This window comes from Streptomyces sp. NPDC088746, from assembly GCF_044751065.1.
In the GTDB taxonomy this organism is placed as follows: Bacteria; Actinomycetota; Actinomycetes; order Streptomycetales; family Streptomycetaceae; genus Streptomyces.
Genome location: NZ_JBIVLA010000008.1, coordinates 120,537 through 141,059, shown reverse-complemented (window position 1 = coordinate 141,059; position 20,523 = coordinate 120,537). Strand labels below are relative to the sequence as shown.

Sequence of the window (20,523 nt, the reverse complement as noted above, 5' to 3'; positions counted from 1 at the left end):
GTTGTCAGCTTGAGGTGAGGCGGGTGGGCTGTACGCCGGTGATGAGGGTTTCGAGGGCGCGGTCGATGTCGGAGCCGAGGTACCAGTCGCCGGTGTGGTCGATGGAGTAGACGCGTCCTTCGCTGTCGATGGCGAGGACTGCTTGTGCGTCGCCTTCTTGGCCGAGGGGGGCGACTTCGGTTTCGAGTGCGCGTCCGAGGTCGCCGAGTGTGCGTGCGAGGTGGAGTCCGCTGAGCGGGTCGATGTGCACGGTGGTGGTGGCGATCTGGCGGCCGGGTGCGGTCGAGGTGATGTGGAGTCCGCCGAATTCGGCCCAGGCTTCGACGGCTGCGGGGAAGACGGCGTGCTGGTGGCCGGCGGGGGAGGCGTGGGAGCGGAGGGCGTCGGCCCATTCCTCGGCCTGGCGGATGTCCCAGCGGCCGGGTTGCCATCCGGCGTCGCGGAGTGCGGCGTCGAGGGCGACGGGGAAGCGGGTGGTGGAGGTGCGGTTCTGCTGGCCGGGCAGGTCTTGCATGGTGGGGTTCAGCCCTTCTCGGCGGTGGTCGCCGCACCGGTGGTGAGGTCGACGGGGCGTACGCCGAAGTGGGCGAGCATCTCGGTGCAGGAGCGGCAGGGGGGTGCGTAGCTGCCGTGGAGGGGGTCGCCGTCCTCGCGGATGCGGCGGGCGGTGAGGCGGGCGTGTTTGAGGGCGCGGCGGGCTTCGCCGTTGGTGAGGGGTTTGCGCTGGGCTCGTTTGGAGCGGCTGTCGTCGGCTGCGGTGAGCTGTCGTGACAGGAGTATGGCTTCGGGGCAGCGTCCGGTGAAGCGTTCGCGCTGGTTGCTGGTGAGGGTGTCGAGGAAGTCCTGTACGAGGGGGTGGAGGACGGGTGGCTGGTCGCCTTTGCCCGCGGTGCAGGTGAGTGTTTCTCCGCGTACGGACAGGGCTGCGGCCACCGCGGGCAGGATGCCGTCGCGGCGGTGGTGGAGGTGGGGTGCTCTGTCGGGTTCGGTGGTGCTCCAGCTGAGTCGCGGGTCTCCGGATGTGACTGTTTGTGCTGTGTGCATGTGCTGGTGTCCCTCCCTGCAATCCCCCGAGTTGCGGGGGACAGCCTGCCAAATATGCAGGGTGGTGGGGAAGCTGGGTCGGGGAAACGTGTCTGCGTGTCGTGGGTCGGTGGCTCGGTTGTCGCGTGTCCGTCACGCCTTGGTGACGTTCGGTGAGTGGGGTGCCGGGGGCGGGGGGCGTTGTTGCGTCACCGCATAGGCTGTGCGGAACACCAGACGCAGCAGGGGGCAACCGCCATGACGACAGGTCGGCTCGGGCAGCAAGCCGCGCCACCGAACGCGGCCTATGCCGGGCAGGTCGTGCATTTCCCGGATCCTGTCCGGGCGTCCCGCCACCCCAGGGGTGTGCGTGTGGACGGGAACGGCTTTCCGGTGCTTTCGCCGTACGCGCGTGCGGCCGCGGAGATCGCGGATCCGCCTCCGGGGTTCGGTGTCGACGAGTTGCGGCTGACGGATTACGTGTCGGCGAACGCGGCGTTGGCGGCGAGCGGTCATGAGTTGTGGGACACGATTCCGGCGGTGGCGACTCCGCACGGGTGGACGTGGCATCACGTGGCGGGTGGCCGGCGGATGGAGCTGGTGCCGGTCGAGGTGAAGGCGTTGTTGCGTCATCACGGTGGTCTGGCGACGACCGCGGTGGATCAGAACCGTCGGGGCACGCGGCCGTTGCAGGAGACGCGGCCTGCTCATTTCCGGCTGCCGAAGGGTTCTGTGGCGGTGGGTGAGCAGCAGATCCAGGGTGTCGAGGAGGATCTGGGCTATCGCCTTCCGGGTGCGTACAGGTCGTTCCTGAAGGCGGCCGGTGGTTCGGCTCCGGTGGGTGCGGCGTTGGACGCGGAGTTGGGTCTGCTGGTGGACCAGCCGTTCTTCACGGTGCGTGAGGAAGCGGCTGTGAATGACCTGGTGTATGTGAACAAGTGTCTGCGTGATCACTTCACGAAGGATTTCCTGGGTGTGGGTTTCGTCCAGGGCGGGATCCTGGCGGTGAAGGTGCGTGGTGAGGGCGTGGGGTCGGTGTGGTTCTGCGCGTATGACGATGCGCGGGATCAGGACGGCTGGGGTGTGCAGGAGCGGGTGGACCGGCTGCTGTTGCCGTGCGGTGAGGATTTCGATGCGTTCCTCCAGCGTCTGGCGGGTAATCCGCCGGAGTTGGAGACGGTGGCGAACCTGATGGTGGACGGTGGCTTCGCGCGGGCCGTCCCGGTGGAGGGGTGAGCGCGGTGGTGACGTTCGCGCAGGCGCAGGAGCGGGCGGATGAGTGGGTCAACGGTGATGTGCCCGCGTATCAGCACCGTGAGGTCCGGGTCCGTGAGTTCGAGCTGGGTTTCGTGGTGTGGGCCGAGGACCGTGCGGAGGGTCCTGTGTCGGACGGGGGCCGTCAGCGGCTGGTGATCGCCCGGGACAGTGGTGAGGCGACGCTGTGGCCGGGGTTGCCGGTGGGTGAGGTGATTCGGCGGTACGAGGAGGATTACGGGGCTTCCGCGGAGGCGGAGGCTGCTCCGGAGCCGCCGCAGCGTATTGATCTGAATCAGACGTCGTTCTTGTTGACGCCGCCGGAGTGGTTGCAGGAGGCGGCGGACAAGCTGGGGATTCCGGATCGGCGTGCGGAGGGGGGCGCGCCGTCTGCCGCTCCCGCGCCGTCTGCCGCTCCCGCGCCGTCTGCCGCTCCCGCGCCGTCTGCCGCTCCCGCGCCGCCCTCTGCGCCTGGTGTTCCTTCTCCTTCTGTTCCCGCGCCGGCCGGTGCCGGTTCGGGGCCGGCGTGGCCGGCTGCCGGTGGGCAGCGGGATCACGAGCCGACGGCGAACGACGGGGTGCCTGCCGGGGCGACGCCTTGGGCGGGTACGGACACGAACGCGGGTGCGGACGAGGGTGGTGTGCCGTTGCCCGCGACGGTGTTCGCGCCGCCGCTCTCGGGGTCGGACGATGACGGGGCTCCGCCGCCGGTCGTGTCGGCGGAGGCGCCCACGGCGTTGATGTCGGGTGGCAGTCAGCTGCCGCCGACGGCGGTGGTGGCCGGGCTGGACCCGCAGGCGCCGCCTCCGGGGCCTCCTGCGCCCGCTGCTCCTGCGGCCCCTGCTCCTTCGGCTCCGGCTCCCGGTGCGCCGGCTCCTGCCGGTCCTGGGCGCGGGGCTGGGGACATCGCGGATGCGGCGACGAGCAAGGCCGTCGTGCCGCCGCGGGGCGCTCGGGGGTCGGGGTCGACGACTCCGCCGCCGCCGGGGGCGCCCGGTGTGCCGGGGGCGCGGCCGGGGGCGACTCCGCCGCCTTCCGGGCCTGGTGCGCCGGGTGCGCCGGCGGGTGGTTATGTGCCGACGCAGCTGGTCTCGCAGACGCCGCCTCCGGGTGCGCGGCCGCCTGGTCCTCCCGGCCCTCCCGGTCCGCCCGGGCCTCCTGGTTCCACGCCGCCTCCGGGTGGCGGGCTGCATCATGCCGCGACGATGTTCGCCGACGCGAGCATCGGTGGCCCGAACGCGCCGCGTCCGCCGGGCCCGCCGGGTCCTCCTGCTCCTCCTGCTCCTCCGGGTGCTCCGGGTGCTCCGGGTGCGACGCCGCCTCCGCCGCCGCCTCCTCCTGGGTCCACGCCGCCACCCGGTCCTCCTCCTCCGCCGCCTCCGGGTGGCGGGGTGCACCATGCCGCGACGATGCTGGCAGGTCCGGGGCAGGTCGGTCCGGGTGCGCCGCAGCCGCCCGGTCCTCCGGGGCCTCCTGGCCCTCCCGGGGCGCCGGGTCCGCACACTCCGCCGCCGCCTCCTGGGGCGTACGGCTATCCGCAGCAGCCGGTGGGCCTGCCGACGGTCGGTCCGGGCTATCAGGCCGTGCTGCGTTTCCGTGCGGCCGACGGCAGTGAGCAGCAGCTGATCCGGCGTTCGGCGCCGGGTACTCCGCATCCGGAGTGGCAGATGCTGCATGAGCTGCGGGGGATGGGTGTGCCGCCGCAGCAGGTGATCGAGCTGCATACGGAGCTGGAGTCGTGTGAGCTCCCGGGTGGTTACTGTGCGCGGATGATCCGGGAGACGTGGCCGCAGGTCCGGATCACGAGTGTCGCGCCGTACGGTACGGATCATGCGAGCCGGCAGCAGGGTATGCAGCATCTGCTGACGCATCAGGGTGAGTTGCATCAGGTGGCCGACGGCCCGGCGCGGCCGGCTCCGGTGCGGGCGCCGCTGCCGCAGATGCCGCCTGCGCCGGCTGTGCCTCCGGAGGCGCTGGCGGAGGAGCTGCACGGGGCGTTCGGTCCTGGTGTGCTGCGGTTCGACCAGCGGGCGGTGTCCCGTCAGGGTGTGCCCGAGGTGGTGGCGCGGACGCTGGTGTGGGCGGGGCTGCCCGCTGATTTCGGGCCGTTCTTCTGGGCGCAGCCGGGTCATCCTGTGGTGCCGACGCTGGCGGAGCTGGCGGGGCAGCGGCAGGTGCAGCCGGCGTCGGACGCGGGTTCGTATCTGGTGATGGGTTCGGACTTCGGCCGGGCGATCTGTGTGCAGTACGGGACGGCGAACATCGTGGCTGTTCCGGTGGAGGCGGGTCCGGGTGGTCAGCCTGTTCCGCCGCAGTTCGTGAACACGGGGCTGCCGGAGTTCGTGCGGTCGATGGCGTTGCTGGGCCGGATGTGGCGGTTGCGGTTCGGGTTGAATCCTGAGCAGGCGGGTCGTTGGACGGTCGATTTCCAGGCGCAGTTGGTGGCGATCGATCCGGCGGCTCTGGCGTCGCCGGAGGGCTGGTGGTCGGTGTTGCTGGAGCAGATGTGGGACGGGTTGCTGTGATGCGGTCCGGTCGGGTCTGATCCGTTGTGTACGAGAGGCGTTCGTCCCGTGATGGGGCGGGCGCCTTTTGTGTGGAGTTCTGTGATGCGGGTCGCTTCCGTCCTGAATGCTGCTGATCGATTCCGACTTCCGGGCCAATTACCGCATCCTTGACGTATTGCTTGATGGTCGTGGAGTCGGAGAGCGGGAAAGAGGGCTTCAGGGATGAGTGGTGGACCGGTGTCCGCGCACGGTTTTGTCGGTGTTCGGGGGCGTGGTTACCGTCCTGAGCAGGTGGACCGCATGGTGGCCTCGCTGTCGGCGGAGCGGGACGGGGCCCTGGAGCGGCTTGCCCTGCTGACGGGGCGTGCCGAGGAGTTGGCGGCGGAGGCGGCGCGGCTGGGTGAGGTGGTGGCCTCGCTCGCGCCGCAGACGTATCAGTCGCTGGGGGAGCGTGCCCAGCAGATTCTGGCTCTGGCGGAGGCCGAGGCGGAGGCGGCGCGGGGTGCGGCCTCGGAGGAGGCGCAGGCGCTGCGGGACGCGGCGGACGCGGTGGGCCGGGAGGTCCGTGAGGCGGCGCGTGAGGAGGCGGGGGCTGTGCGGGCGGCGGCGGAGGCCCGTGCGGAGGAGGTGCTGGCCGAGGCGCGGGAGGGTGCCGGGGCGCTGGTGGAGGAGGCGCGCCAGGAGGCCGGTGAGGTGCGTGGGGCGGCGGAGGCGGAGATGGCCGGTACGCGTCGCCGTACGGCGGGTGTGCTGGCGCACCAGGAGCAGGAGCATGCCGAGCGGGGCAAGGCGGCGGAGGGTGAGATCGCCCGTGCGGAGGCGGCCGCGGCGGAGCGTGAGGCGGAGCTGGCGGCTCGTGGGGAGGCGCTGATCGAGCGGGCGCGGCGGGAGCTCGCGGAGACGGAGGAGGCGGCCCGGCACGGTCAGGAGGACGCGGAGGCGCGGGCGGCGGAGCTGTTGTCGGGGGCGAGGGTGGCGGAGGAGCGTGTGGTGCGGGAGACGGAGCGGATCCTTCGGGAGCACGAGGAGGGCCGCGAGGAGGTGCAGGCGCACATGGCGCATGTGCGTCATTCGCTGGCGGCGCTCACGGGGCGGGCGGCCGCGGGCCCGGTGGAGTGACGCCGTGCCGTGTTCCCGGCGCGGTGTGTCCGGGCGGCCGTACGGTCAGCCGCCGACGGCTCGGTGTTGCCGGGCGTCAGCGCCGGGTTCGATGGTGAACACCTGGTCGAGCCCGGTGACGCGCAGGACGCGGAGCACGGGTGCGGGTACGGCGGCCAGGGAGATGTCGGCCTGGGCGGCGGTCACGTGGTTGCGGGCGACGATGAAGGCGGTGATGCCGCTGGAGTCGCAGAAGTCGAGGTGTGCGAGGTCCAGGACGAGCCGCTGGCCGGGTGTGAGGGTGAGGCCTGTCACCACCTGGCGCAGTTCGGCGGCGGTGCTGTAGTCGAGTTCTCCCGTGATGTGCAGCACGGGTCCGGTCTCGGTGACGCGGACGGTTGTCGTCATCGGGCTCATTTCAGGGTGTCGCTCCCGGGACGGGGTCTGTCGGTGGGCACGCCGAGGGCGAGGAGGGCGGTGTCGTCGTCCAGGCCGTCGCCGAAGCTGTTGAGCAGGCCGGTCATCGCCGTGATGACCTCCTGCGGTCCGGTGTCGGGGAGGCCTGTCGCGAAGTCGCGCAGGGCTTCGTCACCGAACAGTTCGCGCTTCTCGCCGGTCCGGGCCTCCGTGAGCCCGTCCGTGTAGAGCAGGAGCGTGTCCCCTGCCGCCAGCACGGTCCTGGCGGAGGCGAAGGGGGCTGCGGGCATGATGCCGACGAGGAGTCCGCCGGGGGTGGGGAGGTAGTCGGCCCGGCCGTCCTTGCGCAGGACGAGGGCCGGGGGGTGGCCGCCGGAGGCGAGCTCGACCGTGACCGTGTCGCCGTCGGGTTCCAGGACGCCGAAGATGGCGGTGCAGTAGCGCGGGTCACCTGTGGTGTACCGCTCGTGCAGGACGGTGTTGAGGGTGGAGAGCGCTGCGACGGGGTCGGCGTCGTGGAGGGCCGCGGCCCGCAGGGTGTAGCGGGTCAGGGAGGTCACGGCGGCGGCCTGGGGGCCTTTGCCGCAGACGTCGCCGAGGAAGAAGGCCCAGCGTCGGCCGTCCAGGGGGAAGAGGTCGTAGAAGTCTCCGCCGAGCCGGTCCGGTGAGGCGGTGTGGTAGTGCGAGGCGGCCTCCATGCCCGGCACCGGGGGGAGCTGTGCGGGGAGCAGACTGCTCTGCAGCACCGCGAGTGCTTCCTGTAGACGTTCGCGGTCCTCCTCGGCCTGTCTGCGGGCCTCTTCGGCGACCTGGCGCTCGCGGAGCAGCTCCCGTTCGTAGGAGCGCCGGTCGCTGGCGTCGAACACCGTCGTACGGATCAGGAGGGGCCGGCCGTCGCTGTCGGTCTTCGTGAGGGAGCTGATGAGTACGGGGAGCCGTCCGCCCTCGGCCTTCTTGATGTCGAGGGCGATGCCGCTGATGCTGCCCTGCATGCTCAGGAGGGGCGCGAAGTGGGTGTCGTGGTAGATCCTGCCACCGACGGTCAGCAGGTCGGTGAAGCGCATGCGGCCCACGACCTCTTCACGGGAGCGGCCGAGCCAGGTCAGCAGCGTGCTGTTGATCTTCGCGATGGTCCCGTCCATGAGTGTGGACAGGTAGCCGCAGGGGGCGGAGTCGTAGAGCTCCTCGGCGCTGTCCTCCAGGAGGGCGGAGAACGCCGCGTCCGTGGACGCGGCATCCTCGTGCTCCGGCGGGTCGGGACTCTGTCCGGTCCGGCACATCACGACTGGATTCCCACGAAGTCGGCGATGGCTGTGACGGTCGCTTCGGGGGCGCTCAGCTGCGGGCAGTGGCCGGTCGCGTCAAGGGTGACGAGGCGGCTGCCGGGGATGGCCTCGTGGACGTACGCGCCCACTTCCCGGGGGGCGATGGCGTCCTGAGAGCACTCCAGGACCAGCGTGGGGACGCTCACGCTCTTCAGGTCGTCGCGGCTGTCGGACAGGAAGGTGGTGCGGGCGAAGACGCGGGCGATGGCCGGGTCGGTGGCGCAGAAGCTGTTGGCCAGTTCCTCGCCGAGTTCGGGGCGGTCGGGGTTGCCCATGATGACCGGGGCCATGGCCGCCGACCAGCCGAGGTAGTTGGACTCCAGGGATTCAAGGAGCTCGTCGATGTCCTCGGCGCTGAATCCGCCCCGGTACCCGGGGGTGTCGACGTAGCACGGGGAGGGGCCGATCATGATCAGTGAGGCGATCCGGTCCGGTGCGGCGGCTGCCGCGAGTACGCCGACCATCGCGCTGACCGAGTGTCCGACGAACCGGACCTCGCGCAGGTCGAGAGCTTCGCAGATCTCCACCACGTCCTGGGCGTACCCGCCCAGTGCGCCGTAGCGTGCCTCGCTCCATGCCGAGAGGTCCGAGCGGCCCGATCCCACGTAGTCGAACTGGACGACGCGGAAGCTCTCGGCCAACGCGGGTGCCACCAGGCGCCACATGTTCTGGTCACAGCCGAACCCGTGTGCCAGGAGGAGGACAGGTGCGTCCTCGGGGCCTGTCACGGTGATGTTGTTCCTGCTGACTATGTCCATGGCGGCATCCTCGCATTTCCGGGGCGGGGCCTGCCGCGCGGCATCACCGCCGCCCGGCGGGCGGGGCTCCCGCGAGGATCCAGGGCTCGACGGCCTCGTACCGGCGGCGCTGCCCGGCGGGGTCCGTGTCCCGGCCGTACAGGGTGCCCAGCCAGCCGGCGAGGAAGCCGAAGGGGATGGAGACCAGGCCGGTCGTGGTGAGCGGGAACCAGTTGAAGTCGCGGTGGGGGAAGACGGATCCGGGGGAGCCGGAGACGAGGTCGGTGCCGGTGATCAGGACGAACACGCACGCGGTGCCGCCGAGGAGGGTGCAGAGCAGTCCGGTGCGGGTGAAGCGGCGCCAGAACATGCTGTAGACGAGTGCCGGGGCGATGGCGGACGCCCCGACGCAGAAGGACAGGGTCACCAGCGCCTGGACGTTCCAGTGCCGGGCGAGGACGGCGAGGGCGACGGCGAGTGCTCCGACTCCGACCGCCGCGGCCTGGGCCGTGGCCATCTCGGTGCGGGGCCTCATCGGCTCCGCGGTCCGCCGGCCGTGGGCGAACAGGTCGTGGGCGAGCGAGTTGGCGCAGGCCAGGATCATTCCGGCGACGGAGGCGAGCAGGGTCAGGAAGATCGCCGTGGTCATGGTGGTGACGACGAGCGCCCCGGTCCTGCCGCCGCCCGCGACGGCGGCGGTGACCTGGAGGACGGCGCTGTTCCCCTGGGCTCCGGCGGCGGTGATGCGCTCGCCTCCGACGAGAGCGGCGGCACCGAAGCCGATCACGGTGAGGAGGAGGCAGATGCCGGTGACGACGCAGACGGCCCAGGACAGGGAGCGGCGGACCGTCCGGGCGTCGCGGACGCTGGTCATCCGCATGGTGATGTGCGGCAGGCAGGCGGCGCCGAGCACGACGGTCAGTTCGCTGCTGATCATGTCGAGGTCGCTGCCGCCGAACTGGAGGCCGGAGTGCAGATAGGCGGCGCCCGCCCCGCTCCCGCTCTCGGCGGCGCGGAGCAGGGCACCGGTGTCCCAGTCGAAGCGGCCGAGGACGAGTACGGAGACGAGGAGTCCCGCGCCCAGGAGTGCGAGGGTCTTCATGATCTGGATCAGGGCGGTGCCCTTCATGCCGCCGATGGCCGCGTAGCCGATCATGACGACGCCGAGGGCGATGATGGATCCGGTGCGGAAGCCGGAGCTGTCGAAGCCGAGGATGAAGGCGAGCAGATCGCCGCTGCCGGCGAGCTGGACGACCATCAGGGGCAGCAGGGCGGCGAGGGTGACGGTGCAGGAGGCGATGCGGGCCGCCCGGCCTGGGGCCCGGCGGGTGAGCATGTCACCCATGGTGAACCTGCCCGCGTTACGCAGCGGTTCGGCGAGCAGGAACATCAGCAGGACCAGGGAGAGCGCCGTGCTGAGCGCGAGTACGAGGCCGTCGTGGCCGGTGAGGGCGATGACTCCGGTGGTGCCGAGGACGGTGGCGGCGGAGAGGTAGTCCCCGGCGATGGCGAGGCCGCCCCGCAGGGGCGAGAGGGCGCGGTAGCCGGTGTAGAACGCGTCGAGGTCGTCGCGGTCGGGTCCGGTCATGACGCAGAGCAGCAGGGTGAGGCTGGCGACGGCGATGAACGCGGTGAGGGACATCGTCTGGGCCGACTCGTCGAATCCGTTCACCGGCCCGGCCCCTTCCTGCGGTCCGGTGCCGGTGCGCCGGCCTTCGCGTGGCCGGCCCGGTCGCGGAGTCCGGCGCTGAGCGGATCGACGGTGCGGCGGGCGGTCCACTCGTAGACGGCGATGGCGGCGAGCGTGACGGGGAGCTGGCACAGGCCGAGGAGGAGGCCGGTGGTGAGTCCGCCGTCGCCGACGGGGCGGGTCATCAGGGCGGGGGCGTAGCCGGACAGGAGGAGGAAGAGGGTGAAGTAGCCGAGGGCGGTGAGGGCCGAGACGCGGCGCAGCAGGCGGTAGGCGGTGCGGAGCCGTCGCAGGTCGCTGTGGTGCCCGGGCGCCGGGGCGCGGCCGGGTGCGGGTGCCGGGGCGATGGGTGGTGGCGGCGAGCTCTGCCAGGGCATGAGGTAGTCGCCGGGGTACGGGGGCTGGGCGGGGCGGTGCGGGGGCTGCCGGGGCGGGCGTGGGGGTGGCTGCGAGTGCTGGGGCATGGCGGTGCTCCCTGCATGGCTCGGGCCCGGGGACGGGCTGCACGGCAGGTGCGCGGGTGCGCTGTCGGGAGCGCGTACGTTACTCGCGGGTATCGCGGAGGGGGAGGGCTGTGGACGAACTACCCGAGGTAACACGCCACTTGTCTAGTCCTTCGGCGTCCGGGGAGCGCTCTCGTGCTCGTCCAGGACCGGGAAGCGGCGGGGGACCAGGACGACGAGGACCAGCAGGGCGAGGGCGGCGGCGATCGCGGCGCCGGTGAACACGTGGTCGACGGCGGTGTCGACGGCCCGCCGCAGATGGTCCGTCGCCGCGGCGGAGAGGGAGGCCGGGTCCTCCAGGGCGTGCGACACCGCGTCCAGATCGCCGGGCAGCCCGGGGACGGGGGAGTGGGCCAGCCGGGAGGCGAGCACGCCGTTGGCGACGGCGCCGAAGAGCGCGGCGCCGAGGCTCTGGCCGACCTGGCGGCAGAAGAGCACGGACGCCGTCGTCGTGCCCCGCTCGGCCCAGCCGACCGTGGACTGGACCCCGACGATCAGGGGGAGCTGGAAGAGGCCGAGCGTCGCGCCGAGCAGCAGCATGAGCAGGGCGGGCTGCCAGGCGGTGCCGGGGTAGGGCAGCAGCGGGAAGCAGAGCAGGACCAGCAGGGCCCCGGACATGCCGGTGATCGCGGTGCGGCGGAAGCCGATGCGGTTGTAGACCCGGTCGGAGAGTGCGGCGGCGACGGGCCAGCTCAGGGTCATCACGGAGAGGACGAACCCGGCGGCGATCGGGCCGAGTCCGAGGACGGACTGGGCGTAGGTCGGCAGGAAGACGGTCGGCGCGACCATGAGCAGCCCCATCGCGCCGAGGGCGAGGTTGACCGAGGCGATGGTGCGGCGCCGCCAGACCCAGCCGGGTATGACCGGTTCCGCGGCGCGGCGTTCGATGAGGACGGTCAGGGCGGCCAGCGCGGCGCTCGCCCCCAGCAGCCCGAGCGAGGGGGCGGAGAGCCAGGGCCAGGCGACGCCGCCCTGGACGAGCGCGGTCAGCAGGAGCGCGCCGGTGGCGAAGACCGCGAGGGCGCCCGCCCAGTCGATACGGGGACGGGTGGCGGGGCGCGGCCTGGCGGGTTCGTGGAGGTGACGGACCACCAGCCAGAGGGCGACGGCACCGACCGGCAGGTTGATCAGGAAGATCCAGCGCCAGTCGGCGTAGGCGGCGAGGAGCCCGCCGGCCGCGGGCCCCGCCACGGCCGAAGTGGCCCAGACGGTGGAGAGTTTCGCCTGGATCTTCGGCCGTTCCTTGAGCGGGTACAGGTCGGCGGCGATCGTCTGCACCGTGCCCTGGAGGGCGCCGCCGCCGAGACCCTGGACGACGCGGAAGGCGATGAGGGCGGCCATGTTCCAGGCGGCGGCGCAGAGCAGGGAGCCGGCCAGGAAGAGGATGATCCCGGCGATCAGGACGGGCTTGCGGCCGAAGGTGTCGGAGAGCTTCCCGTACACCGGCAGGGTGACGGTCACGGCGAGCAGGTAACCGGAGAAGAGCCAGGAGAAGACGGAGAACCCGCCGAGGTCGCCAACGATCTGCGGCACGGCTGTCGCGACGATGGTGCCGTCGATGGCGGCCAGCCCCATGCCGAGCATGAGGGCCGCCGCGACCGGGCGGCGGCTCCGGTCGGTGCCCGGTGGTGTCCCGGGGGCGGCCCCTCGTACCGCTTCCGGGCTGTCCGTGCCGCCGGTGCCGTCCGTGCCGCCCACAGGGGTCCCTTCCCTATGCATCTACTTGCCGGTGGACACTGTCTCACCGCCCGGCGCCGTACGGGAGGCGCAGGCCGGAGAGCGGGACCCCTACTCAGGTCCCGCACCTGGCGCCCGGACCCCTAGGGGGAGCACCCGAGTTGTGCCCGGGGGCCGTTCCTCCCGCCGGAGGACGAGAGACGGGTGCCCAGTTCCTTAGCGTGTTCTTATACCGGCCGGCACGTGGGGGACGGTCGGTACAACGCCGCGGATGCGGCCGGCCGCAGGGGGCGGGGTGGGGAAAACCCCACTCGAAGACTGCGCCGGGCACCAGCGCGCCGGAGCACCTCTTCACCCGAGACTCGGAACGTACACAGAGACGTCCGCGCATCGACCGACATAGGAGAAAAACCGTGACAACGGCTGTAACCATTCCCAGGCACGGGGGCACTGGAGGGCGTACGGCCGTCGCTGCGCGAGCGCGGCAGGTCGTCAAGGCGTACGGCGCGGGGGAGACCCGGGTCGTGGCGCTCGACCATGTCGACGTGGACATCGTCCGCGGGCAGTTCACGGCGATCATGGGCCCGTCCGGGTCGGGCAAGTCGACCCTGATGCACTGCCTGGCGGGTCTGGACACGGTGACCTCGGGTCAGATCCACCTCGCCGACACCGAGATCACGGGGCTCAAGGACAAGAAGCTGACGCAGCTGCGCCGGGACCGTATCGGCTTCATCTTCCAGGCGTTCAACCTGCTTCCGACGCTCAACGCGATCGAGAACATCACGCTGCCGATGGACATCGCGGGCCGTAAGCCCGACGCCGGCTGGCTGCGGCAGGTCGTGGAGACCGTCGGCCTCTCCGACCGGCTCAAGCACCGGCCCACGCAGCTCTCCGGCGGTCAGCAGCAGCGCGTCGCGGTGGCAAGGGCGCTCGCCGCCCGCCCCGAGATCATCTTCGGTGACGAGCCCACGGGGAACCTGGACTCGCGGGCCGGCGCCGAGGTGCTGTCCTTCCTGCGCAAGTCGGTCGACGAGCTCGGCCAGACCATCGTCATGGTCACCCACGACCCGGTGGCCGCCTCCTACGCGGACCGGGTCCTCTACCTCGCCGACGGCTCCATCGTCGACGAGATGAAGAACCCCACGGCCGAGCAGGTCCTGGACCGGATGAAGGACTTCGACGCACGCGGGCGGACGTCATGACCGTCTGGAAGACCTCGATGCGCAACTTCCTCGCGCACAAGGGGCGGATGGCGCTCTCCGCCGTCGCCGTCCTGCTGTCGGTGGCGTTCGTGTGCGGCACGCTCGTCTTCACCGACACGATGAACACCACCTTCGACAAGCTCTTCGCGGCGACGTCCGCCGACGTGACGGTCAGCCCGAAGGAGGCCGAGACCGCCGACGTCCCGGAGAACGGCAAGCCCGAGGCGCTCCCCGCGTCCGTCGTCGCCGAGGTCGCCGGGGTGGACGGGGTGAAGAAGGCCGAGGGCGCGGTCAGCAGCATGGCCGTCACCCTCGTCGACAGCCACAACAAGAACCTCGGGTCCGACACCGGTGCCCCGACGATCGCGGGCAACTGGACCGACAACGACCTGCGTTCCATGGAGATCACCTCCGGCCACGCCCCGCGCGGGCCGACCGAGGCCATGATCGACGCCGACACCGCCGAGAAGCACCACCTGAAGGTCGGCGACGAGGTGCGCACCATCGCCGTCACCGGCGACATCAGGGCGAAGATCACCGGTATCGCCTCGTTCACCGTGACCAACCCCGGCGCGGCCGTCGTCTACCTCGACACCGCCACCGCGCAGCAGAAGCTGCTGGGCGCCTCCGACGTCTTCACCCACGTCTCGGTCACCGCCGAACCGGGCGTCGCCGACACCCGGTTGAAGAAGGACGTCGCCGCGGCTCTGGGTGACGCGGGCACGTACAAGCTGCAGACCCAGAAGGAGGCCGCGGACGCCAACAAGGACTCCATGGGCTCCTTCCTGGACGTCATGAAGTACGCGATGCTCGGCTTCGCCGGGATCGCCTTCCTCGTCGGCATCTTCCTGATCGTCAACACCTTCTCGATGCTGGTCGCCCAGCGCACCCGCGAGATCGGCCTGATGCGGGCCATCGGCTCCAGCCGCAAGCAGGTCAACCGGTCCGTGCTCGTCGAGGCGGTCCTCCTGGGCGTCGTCGGCTCGGTCCTGGGGGTCGCGGCCGGCATCGGCCTCGCCGTCGGGCTGATGAAGCTCATGGGCGCCGTCGGCATGGAGCTGTCCACCAAGGACCTCACCATCGCCTGGACGACACCGGTGACCGGGCTGGCCCTCGGCATCGTCGTCACCGTCCTCGCCGCGTACGTCCCGGCCCGCCGGGCCGGCAAGGTCTCCCCGATGGCGGCCCTGCGGGACGCCGGAACCCCGGCGGACGCCAAGTCCGGCTGGATCCGTGCCGGAATCGGGCTGGTCCTGACCGGAGCCGGTGCCGCCGGGCTGTGGGCGACGACCCGGGTGGACGAGGCGAGCGAGGGCTCGCTCTACCTCGGTCTGGGCGTGGTCCTCACCCTCATCGGCTTCGTCGTGATCGGCCCGCTGCTCGCCGGCGCGGTCGTGCGGGTGCTCGGACTCGTCGTCCTGCGGCTGTTCGGCCCGGTCGGGCGGCTGGCGGAGCGCAACGCCCTGCGCAACCCCCGGCGTACGGGAGCTACCGGCGCGGCCCTGATGATCGGACTGGCCCTGGTGGCGTGCCTGTCGGTCGTCGGCTCGTCCATGGTCGCCTCGGCCACCGACGAGCTGGACAAGTCGGTCGGCACGGACTTCATCGTCCAGTCGAACACCGGCCAGCTGATCGTGCCGCAGGCCGCGGACGCCCTGGAGAAGGTGCCCGGCATCGAGCACGTGACGAATTACAAGGTGCTCGCCGCGAAGCTCACCAACCCCGACGGTTCGACGTCGGACGACCACGTCACCGCCGCCGACCCGACGTACCCGCAGGATCTGCGGCGCGAGACCGTCGCCGGTGACCTGGCGAAGGCGTACGGCGCGGACTCCATGTCGGTCGGGTCGGACTACGCCGCCCTGCACGGGATCGAGGTCGGCGACGAGCTCACCGTCGCCTTCAAAGCCGGCGACACCGCGAAGCTGAAGGTCGCCGCGATCACCTCGGACGACACGAGCGTCGACCAGGGCGCGATGTACATCAACGTCTCCACGGCCGAGCGTTACGTCGCCGCCGACCGGATGCCCGAGAACATGATCATGTTCGCGGCGGCGGAGGACGGCAAGGAGAAGGAGGCGTACGCGGCCATCAAGAGCTCGCTCGCCGCGTACCCGCAGTACAAGGTGCAGAACCAGGCGGACTTCAAGGAGGACCTGAAGGACCAGATCGGCCAGCTGCTGAACATCGTGTACGGCCTGCTCGCCCTGGCGATCGTCGTCGCGGTGCTCGGTGTGGTGAACACTCTGGCCCTGTCGGTGGTCGAGCGGACCCGCGAGATCGGCCTGATGCGGGCGATCGGCCTCTCCCGCCGCCAGCTGCGGCGCATGATCCGGCTGGAGTCCGTGGTCATCGCCCTGTTCGGCGCGCTGCTCGGACTCGGCCTGGGCATGGGCTGGGGAACCTCGGCCCAGAAGCTGCTGGCCCTGGAGGGGCTCGGGGTCCTGGAGATCCCGTGGCCGACGATCGTCACCGTGTTCGTCGCCTCGGCCTTCGTCGGACTGTTCGCCGCCCTGGTCCCGGCCTTCCGGGCCGGCCGGATGAACGTCCTGAACGCGATCGCCACGGACGGGTGACGGTGGCCGCCGTAGGATGACTGATCCGGCCCCGGGGCGTTCCTCCAAACGCCCCGGGGCCGGTTCGCGTCCCGCTGCCTCCGTCAGGCGTGCATGACCGGCACGTCGTACTGGGGAATCCACTTGTCGCGGGTGACGATCGTCAGCCCTTCGGTCTGGGCCTGGGCGACGAGGACGCGGTCGAAGGGGTCGCGGTGGAGCGGGGGGAGGCGGCCGGCCCTGACCCCGTGTCCTGCGGTGATCGCGAGGCTCGTCAGCTGGCAGTCGCGGACCCGCTCGGCCAGATCATCGGGTCCCGCGAGCTTCCCGGCGGACTGCTTGATGGCGATTTCCCAGGGAGTGGCGGCGCTGAGGAACACGGCGGGCTCCGTGTCGATCAGGTCCTTCACCTCCTCGGAAAGCTCGGGGGAGTCTTCCAGCCACCAGAGGGCGATATGGGTATCGAGCAGAAGACGCATCAGCGCATCCCGAAGGCTTCGGCGATATCGTCCGGGAGCTCATCGAAGTCGTCGGGGATGTGAATCTGTCCGCGGAGCGAGCCGCGACCGGTCCGTCGCACCTTCGGGTGCAGGGGCACGACCTTGGCGACTGGCTCCCCCGCCCGGCTGATCACGACTTCCTCGCCGGTCTCGACCTGTTGCAGTATGCGCGAGAAGTGCGTCTTGGCCTCGTGCACGTTGTACTGCCGGGCTGCTTCCATGACCGCCTCGCTCGGGCCAGAAGTGGACTAGCTACTGGACTAAGTTTAGCCCCGCTGCCGCCGTACGGACAACGGCGTTCCCTCGCGCGAGTGACACACCGGCGTCGTACGCTGGAGCCCCCGGCCCGTGCCACGTGTCGGGCCCTTCGCGTTGCTCACTCGCCACACCGGACGGAACCTTCATGAGCCTGCACGGTCTGCTGGACGTCGTCGTCACCGACCCGGCGCTCTCCGAAGCGGTGAAGGCCGCCGCCGACGGCCACCGGGCCCATGTCGACCTGGTCGGCCCGCCCGCCGCGCGCCCCTTCGCCGTGGCCGCGCTGGCCCGGGAGGCCGGGCGTACGGTGCTCGCCGTCACCGCGACCGGCCGGGAGGCCGAGGACCTGGCGGCCGCGCTGCGGACCCTGCTGCCGCCCGACACCGTGGCGGAGTTCCCCTCCTGGGAGACCCTGCCCCACGAGCGGCTCTCGCCCCGCTCGGACACCGTGGGCCGCCGCCTCGCCGTGCTCCGCCGCCTCGCGCACCCCCGGCAGGACGACCCGGAGACCGGCCCGGTCAGCGTGGTCGTCGCACCGGTGCGCTCCGTGCTCCAGCCGCAGGTCAAGGGGCTCGGCGACCTGGAGCCCGTCGCGCTGAGCAGCGGGCAGACCGCGGACCTGGGTGAGGTCGTGGACGCGCTCGCGGCAGCGGCGTACGCCCGCGTCGAGCTGGTCGAGAAGCGCGGGGAGTTCGCCGTGCGCGGCGGCATCCTGGACGTCTTCCCGCCGACCGAGGAGCACCCCCTGCGGGTGGAGTTCTGGGGCGACGACGTCGAGGAGATCCGCTACTTCAAGATCGCCGACCAGCGGTCCCTGGAGGTCGCCGAGCACGGCCTGTGGGCTCCGCCCTGCCGTGAGCTGCTGCTCACCGACGACGTACGCACCAGGGCGGCGGCGCTCGCCGAGGCGCACCCGGAGCTGGGCGAGCTGCTGGGGAAGATCGCGGAGGGGATCGCCGTCGAGGGGATGGAGTCCCTCGCGCCGGTCCTCGTCGACGAGATGGAGCTGCTGCTCGACGTCCTGCCGAAGGGCTCCATGGCGCTGGTCTGCGACCCGGAGCGGGTGCGGACCAGGGCGGCCGACCTCGTCGCGACGAGCCAGGAGTTCCTCCAGGCGTCCTGGGCGGCCACGGCCGGCGGCGGCGAGGCCCCGATCGACGTGGGCGCGGCCTCCCTGTGGGCCATCGCGGACGTCCGGGACCGGGCGCGTGAGCTGGGCATGATGTGGTGGTCGACCTCCCCGTTCGCCGCCGACGAGGAGCTCGACGGGGACTCCCTGAAGCTCGGGATGCACGCCCCGGAGACGTACCGCGGCGACACCGCCCGGGCGCTCGCCGACACGAAGGGATGGCTCGCCGACGGCTGGCGCACGGTGTACGTCACCGAGGGGCAGGGCCCCGCCTCCCGCACGGTCGAGGTGCTCGGCGGCGAGGGCATCCCGGCCCGCCTCGACCAGGACCTGGCCGAGATCACACCGTCGCTCGTCCACGTCTCCTGCGGCGCCATCGACAACGGCTTCGTCGACCCGGCCCTGAAGCTGGCCGTGCTCACCGAGACGGATCTGACCGGCCAGCGCACCGCCAGCAAGGACCTCGGGCGGATGCCGGCCCGCCGCCGCAAGTCCATCGACCCGCTGACCCTCCAGGCGAACGACTACATCGTGCACGAGCAGCACGGCGTCGGCCGCTACATCGAGATGGTCCAGCGCACCGTGCAGGGCGCGACCCGCGAGTACCTCCTCGTCGAGTACGCCCCCGCCAAGCGCGGCCAGCCCGGGGACCGCCTCTACATCCCCACCGACCAGCTGGAGCAGGTCACCAAGTACGTCGGCGGCGAGGCGCCCACCCTGCACCGGCTCGGCGGCGCCGACTGGACGAAGACGAAGCAGCGGGCCAAGAAGGCGGTCAAGGAGATCGCCGCCGACCTCATCAAGCTGTACTCGGCGCGGATGGCGGCCCCCGGCCACGCCTTCGCCCCGGACACCCCGTGGCAGCGCGAGCTGGAGGACGCCTTCCCGTACGCGGAGACGCCCGACCAGCTGTCCACGATCGCCGAGGTCAAGGAGGACATGGAGAAGTCCGTCCCCATGGACCGGCTGATCTGCGGCGACGTCGGGTACGGCAAGACGGAGATCGCGGTGCGCGCCGCCTTCAAGGCCGTCCAGGACGGCAAGCAGGTCGCCGTCCTCGTGCCCACGACGCTCCTGGTCCAGCAGCACTTCGGCACGTTCACCGAGCGGTACGCCCAGTTCCCCGTCAACGTGCGGGCGCTGAGCCGCTTCCAGTCGGACACCGAGTCGAAGGCGACGCTGGAGGGGCTGAAGGACGGGTCGGTGGACCTGGTCATCGGGACGCACCGGCTGTTCTCGTCGGAGACGAAGTTCAAGGACCTCGGCCTGGTCATCGTCGACGAGGAGCAGCGCTTCGGCGTCGAGCACAAGGAGCAGCTGAAGAAGCTCCGGGCCAACGTGGACGTGCTCACGATGTCGGCGACACCCATCCCCCGTACGCTCGAGATGGCGGTGACGGGCATCCGCGAGATGTCGACGATCACGACGCCGCCCGAGGAGCGGCACCCGGTCCTCACCTTCGTCGGGCCGTACGAGGAGAAGCAGATCGGCGCGGCAGTGCGGCGTGAACTCCTGCGTGAGGGCCAGGTGTTCTACATCCACAACCGGGTCGAGTCCATCGACCGGGCCGCGGCGCGGCTGCGGGAGATCGTGCCCGAGGCGCGGATCGCGACGGCGCACGGGCAGATGGGGGAGAGCCAGCTGGAGCAGGTCGTCGTCGACTTCTGGGAGAAGAGGTTCGACGTCCTGGTCTCCACGACGATCGTCGAGTCCGGCATCGACATCTCCAACGCGAACACGCTGATCGTGGAGCGCGGTGACAACTTCGGTCTCTCCCAGCTGCACCAGCTGCGCGGCCGTGTGGGCCGTGGCCGGGACCGGGGTTACTCCTACTTCCTGTACCCGCCGGAGAAGCCGCTGACCGAGACCGCGCACGAGCGGCTGGCGACGATCGCCCAGCACACGGAGATGGGTGCGGGCATGTACGTGGCGATGAAGGACCTGGAGATCCGCGGAGCGGGAAATCTGCTCGGCGGCGAGCAGTCCGGTCACATCGCGGGGGTCGGCTTCGACCTGTACATCCGGATGGTCGGAGAGGCGGTGGCGGACTACCGGGCGGCCGTGGACGGCGGGGTCGAGGAGGAGCCGCCGCTGGAGGTCAAGATCGAGCTGCCGGTCGACGCGCACGTCCCGCACGACTACGCCCCGGGTGAGCGGCTGCGCCTGCAGGCGTACCGCTCGATCGCCTCGGCGAATTCGGAGGAGGACATCAGGGCGGTGCGGGAGGAGCTCACCGACCGCTACGGCAAGCTGCCGGAGCCGGTGGAGAACCTCCTGCTGGTGGCGGGCCTGCGGATGCTGGCCCGGGCCTGCGGGGTGGGTGAGATCGTGCTCCAGGGGCCGAACATCCGCTTCGCGCCGGTGGAGCTGCGCGAGTCGCAGGAGCTGCGGCTGAAGCGGCTGCACCCGAAGACGATCTTCAAGCCGGCCACGCGCCAGATCCTGGTGCCGCGGCCGACGGCGGGCCGGATCGGCGGGAAGCCGGTCGTCGGGCGCGAACTCCTCTCGTGGACCGGGGAGTTCCTCACGACGATCCTGGGGTCGTAACTCCCGGGCCCCGCCGGGGCGCACGGTGCCGCGCCACGGCGGGGCCCGGGGGTGTGCCGGTCGCGGCCGGGTCCGTGGCGGGGACGCCGCCTTCACGGCCG

The 20,523-nt window shown here is 71.4% G+C and carries 16 protein-coding genes; 6 read left to right on the top strand and 10 right to left on the bottom strand.

What is annotated here, in order from left to right:
* Window positions 1-4: 4 nt before the first annotated feature.
* Window positions 5-514: an SUKH-3 domain-containing protein gene (locus ACIP63_RS30245; RefSeq protein ID WP_401521900.1), complete on the bottom strand. Its 510-nt coding sequence runs from the start codon at window positions 512-514 to the stop codon at window positions 5-7.
* An 8-nt stretch (window positions 515-522) separates the two neighbouring features.
* Window positions 523-1,044, bottom strand: coding sequence for a YwqJ-related putative deaminase (locus ACIP63_RS30240; protein WP_401521897.1), 522 nt, complete (start codon window positions 1,042-1,044; stop codon window positions 523-525).
* 237 nt (window positions 1,045-1,281) lie between these two features.
* Here ACIP63_RS30240 and ACIP63_RS30235 point away from each other — a divergent pair, with 237 nt between their 5' ends.
* From ACIP63_RS30235 to ACIP63_RS30225, 3 genes are all read left to right on the top strand, one after another.
* Window positions 1,282-2,259, top strand: a complete 978-nt coding sequence (locus ACIP63_RS30235) for an SMI1/KNR4 family protein (protein WP_401521894.1) — start codon at window positions 1,282-1,284, stop codon at window positions 2,257-2,259.
* Window positions 2,256-4,802, top strand: coding sequence for an SUKH-4 family immunity protein (locus ACIP63_RS30230; protein WP_401521891.1), 2,547 nt, complete (start codon window positions 2,256-2,258; stop codon window positions 4,800-4,802). Before ACIP63_RS30235 ends, ACIP63_RS30230 begins: the two co-directional genes overlap by 4 nt.
* A 204-nt stretch (window positions 4,803-5,006) precedes the next feature.
* On the top strand, window positions 5,007-5,903 hold the full coding sequence (locus ACIP63_RS30225; RefSeq protein WP_401521888.1) for a cellulose-binding protein: 897 nt from the start codon (window positions 5,007-5,009) through the stop codon (window positions 5,901-5,903).
* A 45-nt stretch (window positions 5,904-5,948) separates the two neighbouring features.
* Here the strand turns inward: ACIP63_RS30225 and ACIP63_RS30220 are convergent, their stop codons facing one another.
* From ACIP63_RS30220 to ACIP63_RS30195, 6 genes are all read right to left on the bottom strand, one after another.
* Window positions 5,949-6,299, bottom strand: coding sequence for an STAS domain-containing protein (locus ACIP63_RS30220; RefSeq protein WP_401521885.1), 351 nt, complete (start codon window positions 6,297-6,299; stop codon window positions 5,949-5,951).
* Window positions 6,296-7,579: a PP2C family protein-serine/threonine phosphatase gene (locus ACIP63_RS30215; protein ID WP_401521882.1), complete on the bottom strand. Its 1,284-nt coding sequence runs from the start codon at window positions 7,577-7,579 to the stop codon at window positions 6,296-6,298. The genes ACIP63_RS30220 and ACIP63_RS30215 overlap by 4 nt, the downstream gene beginning before the upstream one ends.
* Window positions 7,579-8,382, bottom strand: coding sequence for an alpha/beta fold hydrolase (locus tag ACIP63_RS30210; RefSeq protein ID WP_401521879.1), 804 nt, complete (start codon window positions 8,380-8,382; stop codon window positions 7,579-7,581). The genes ACIP63_RS30215 and ACIP63_RS30210 overlap by 1 nt, the downstream gene beginning before the upstream one ends.
* 43 nt (window positions 8,383-8,425) lie before the next feature.
* The gene (locus ACIP63_RS30205; protein ID WP_401522463.1) at window positions 8,426-10,003 is read right to left on the bottom strand and encodes a cation acetate symporter; all 1,578 of its coding nucleotides are present in this window, start codon (window positions 10,001-10,003) and stop codon (window positions 8,426-8,428) included.
* A 26-nt stretch (window positions 10,004-10,029) separates the two neighbouring features.
* Window positions 10,030-10,515 (bottom strand): DUF485 domain-containing protein, encoded by a 486-nt coding sequence (locus tag ACIP63_RS30200; protein WP_401521876.1) that lies wholly within the window; start codon window positions 10,513-10,515, stop codon window positions 10,030-10,032.
* Between the two features lie 144 nt (window positions 10,516-10,659).
* Window positions 10,660-12,273 (bottom strand): MFS transporter, encoded by a 1,614-nt coding sequence (locus tag ACIP63_RS30195; RefSeq protein ID WP_401521873.1) that lies wholly within the window; start codon window positions 12,271-12,273, stop codon window positions 10,660-10,662.
* Between the two features lie 371 nt (window positions 12,274-12,644).
* On the opposite strand from ACIP63_RS30195, the gene ACIP63_RS30190 reads away from it, so the two are divergent.
* Window positions 12,645-13,433 carry an ABC transporter ATP-binding protein gene (locus ACIP63_RS30190; protein WP_401521870.1) on the top strand — a complete coding sequence of 263 codons (789 nt, stop codon included), beginning with the start codon at window positions 12,645-12,647 and terminating at the stop codon, window positions 13,431-13,433.
* Window positions 13,430-16,009 carry an ABC transporter permease gene (locus ACIP63_RS30185; RefSeq protein WP_401521867.1) on the top strand — a complete coding sequence of 860 codons (2,580 nt, stop codon included), beginning with the start codon at window positions 13,430-13,432 and terminating at the stop codon, window positions 16,007-16,009. Before ACIP63_RS30190 ends, ACIP63_RS30185 begins: the two co-directional genes overlap by 4 nt.
* 83 nt (window positions 16,010-16,092) lie before the next feature.
* Here the strand turns inward: ACIP63_RS30185 and ACIP63_RS30180 are convergent, their stop codons facing one another.
* Entirely contained in the window at window positions 16,093-16,467 is a 375-nt protein-coding gene (locus ACIP63_RS30180) for a type II toxin-antitoxin system VapC family toxin (protein ID WP_401521865.1), read from the bottom strand.
* Window positions 16,467-16,709 carry a type II toxin-antitoxin system Phd/YefM family antitoxin gene (locus tag ACIP63_RS30175; protein ID WP_401521862.1) on the bottom strand — a complete coding sequence of 81 codons (243 nt, stop codon included), beginning with the start codon at window positions 16,707-16,709 and terminating at the stop codon, window positions 16,467-16,469. The genes ACIP63_RS30180 and ACIP63_RS30175 overlap by 1 nt, the downstream gene beginning before the upstream one ends.
* 182 nt (window positions 16,710-16,891) lie before the next feature.
* Between ACIP63_RS30175 and mfd the strand changes: the two genes are divergently transcribed.
* Window positions 16,892-20,422, top strand: coding sequence for a transcription-repair coupling factor (mfd, locus tag ACIP63_RS30170; protein WP_401521859.1), 3,531 nt, complete (start codon window positions 16,892-16,894; stop codon window positions 20,420-20,422).
* The last annotated feature ends 101 nt before the right edge of the window (window positions 20,423-20,523 follow it).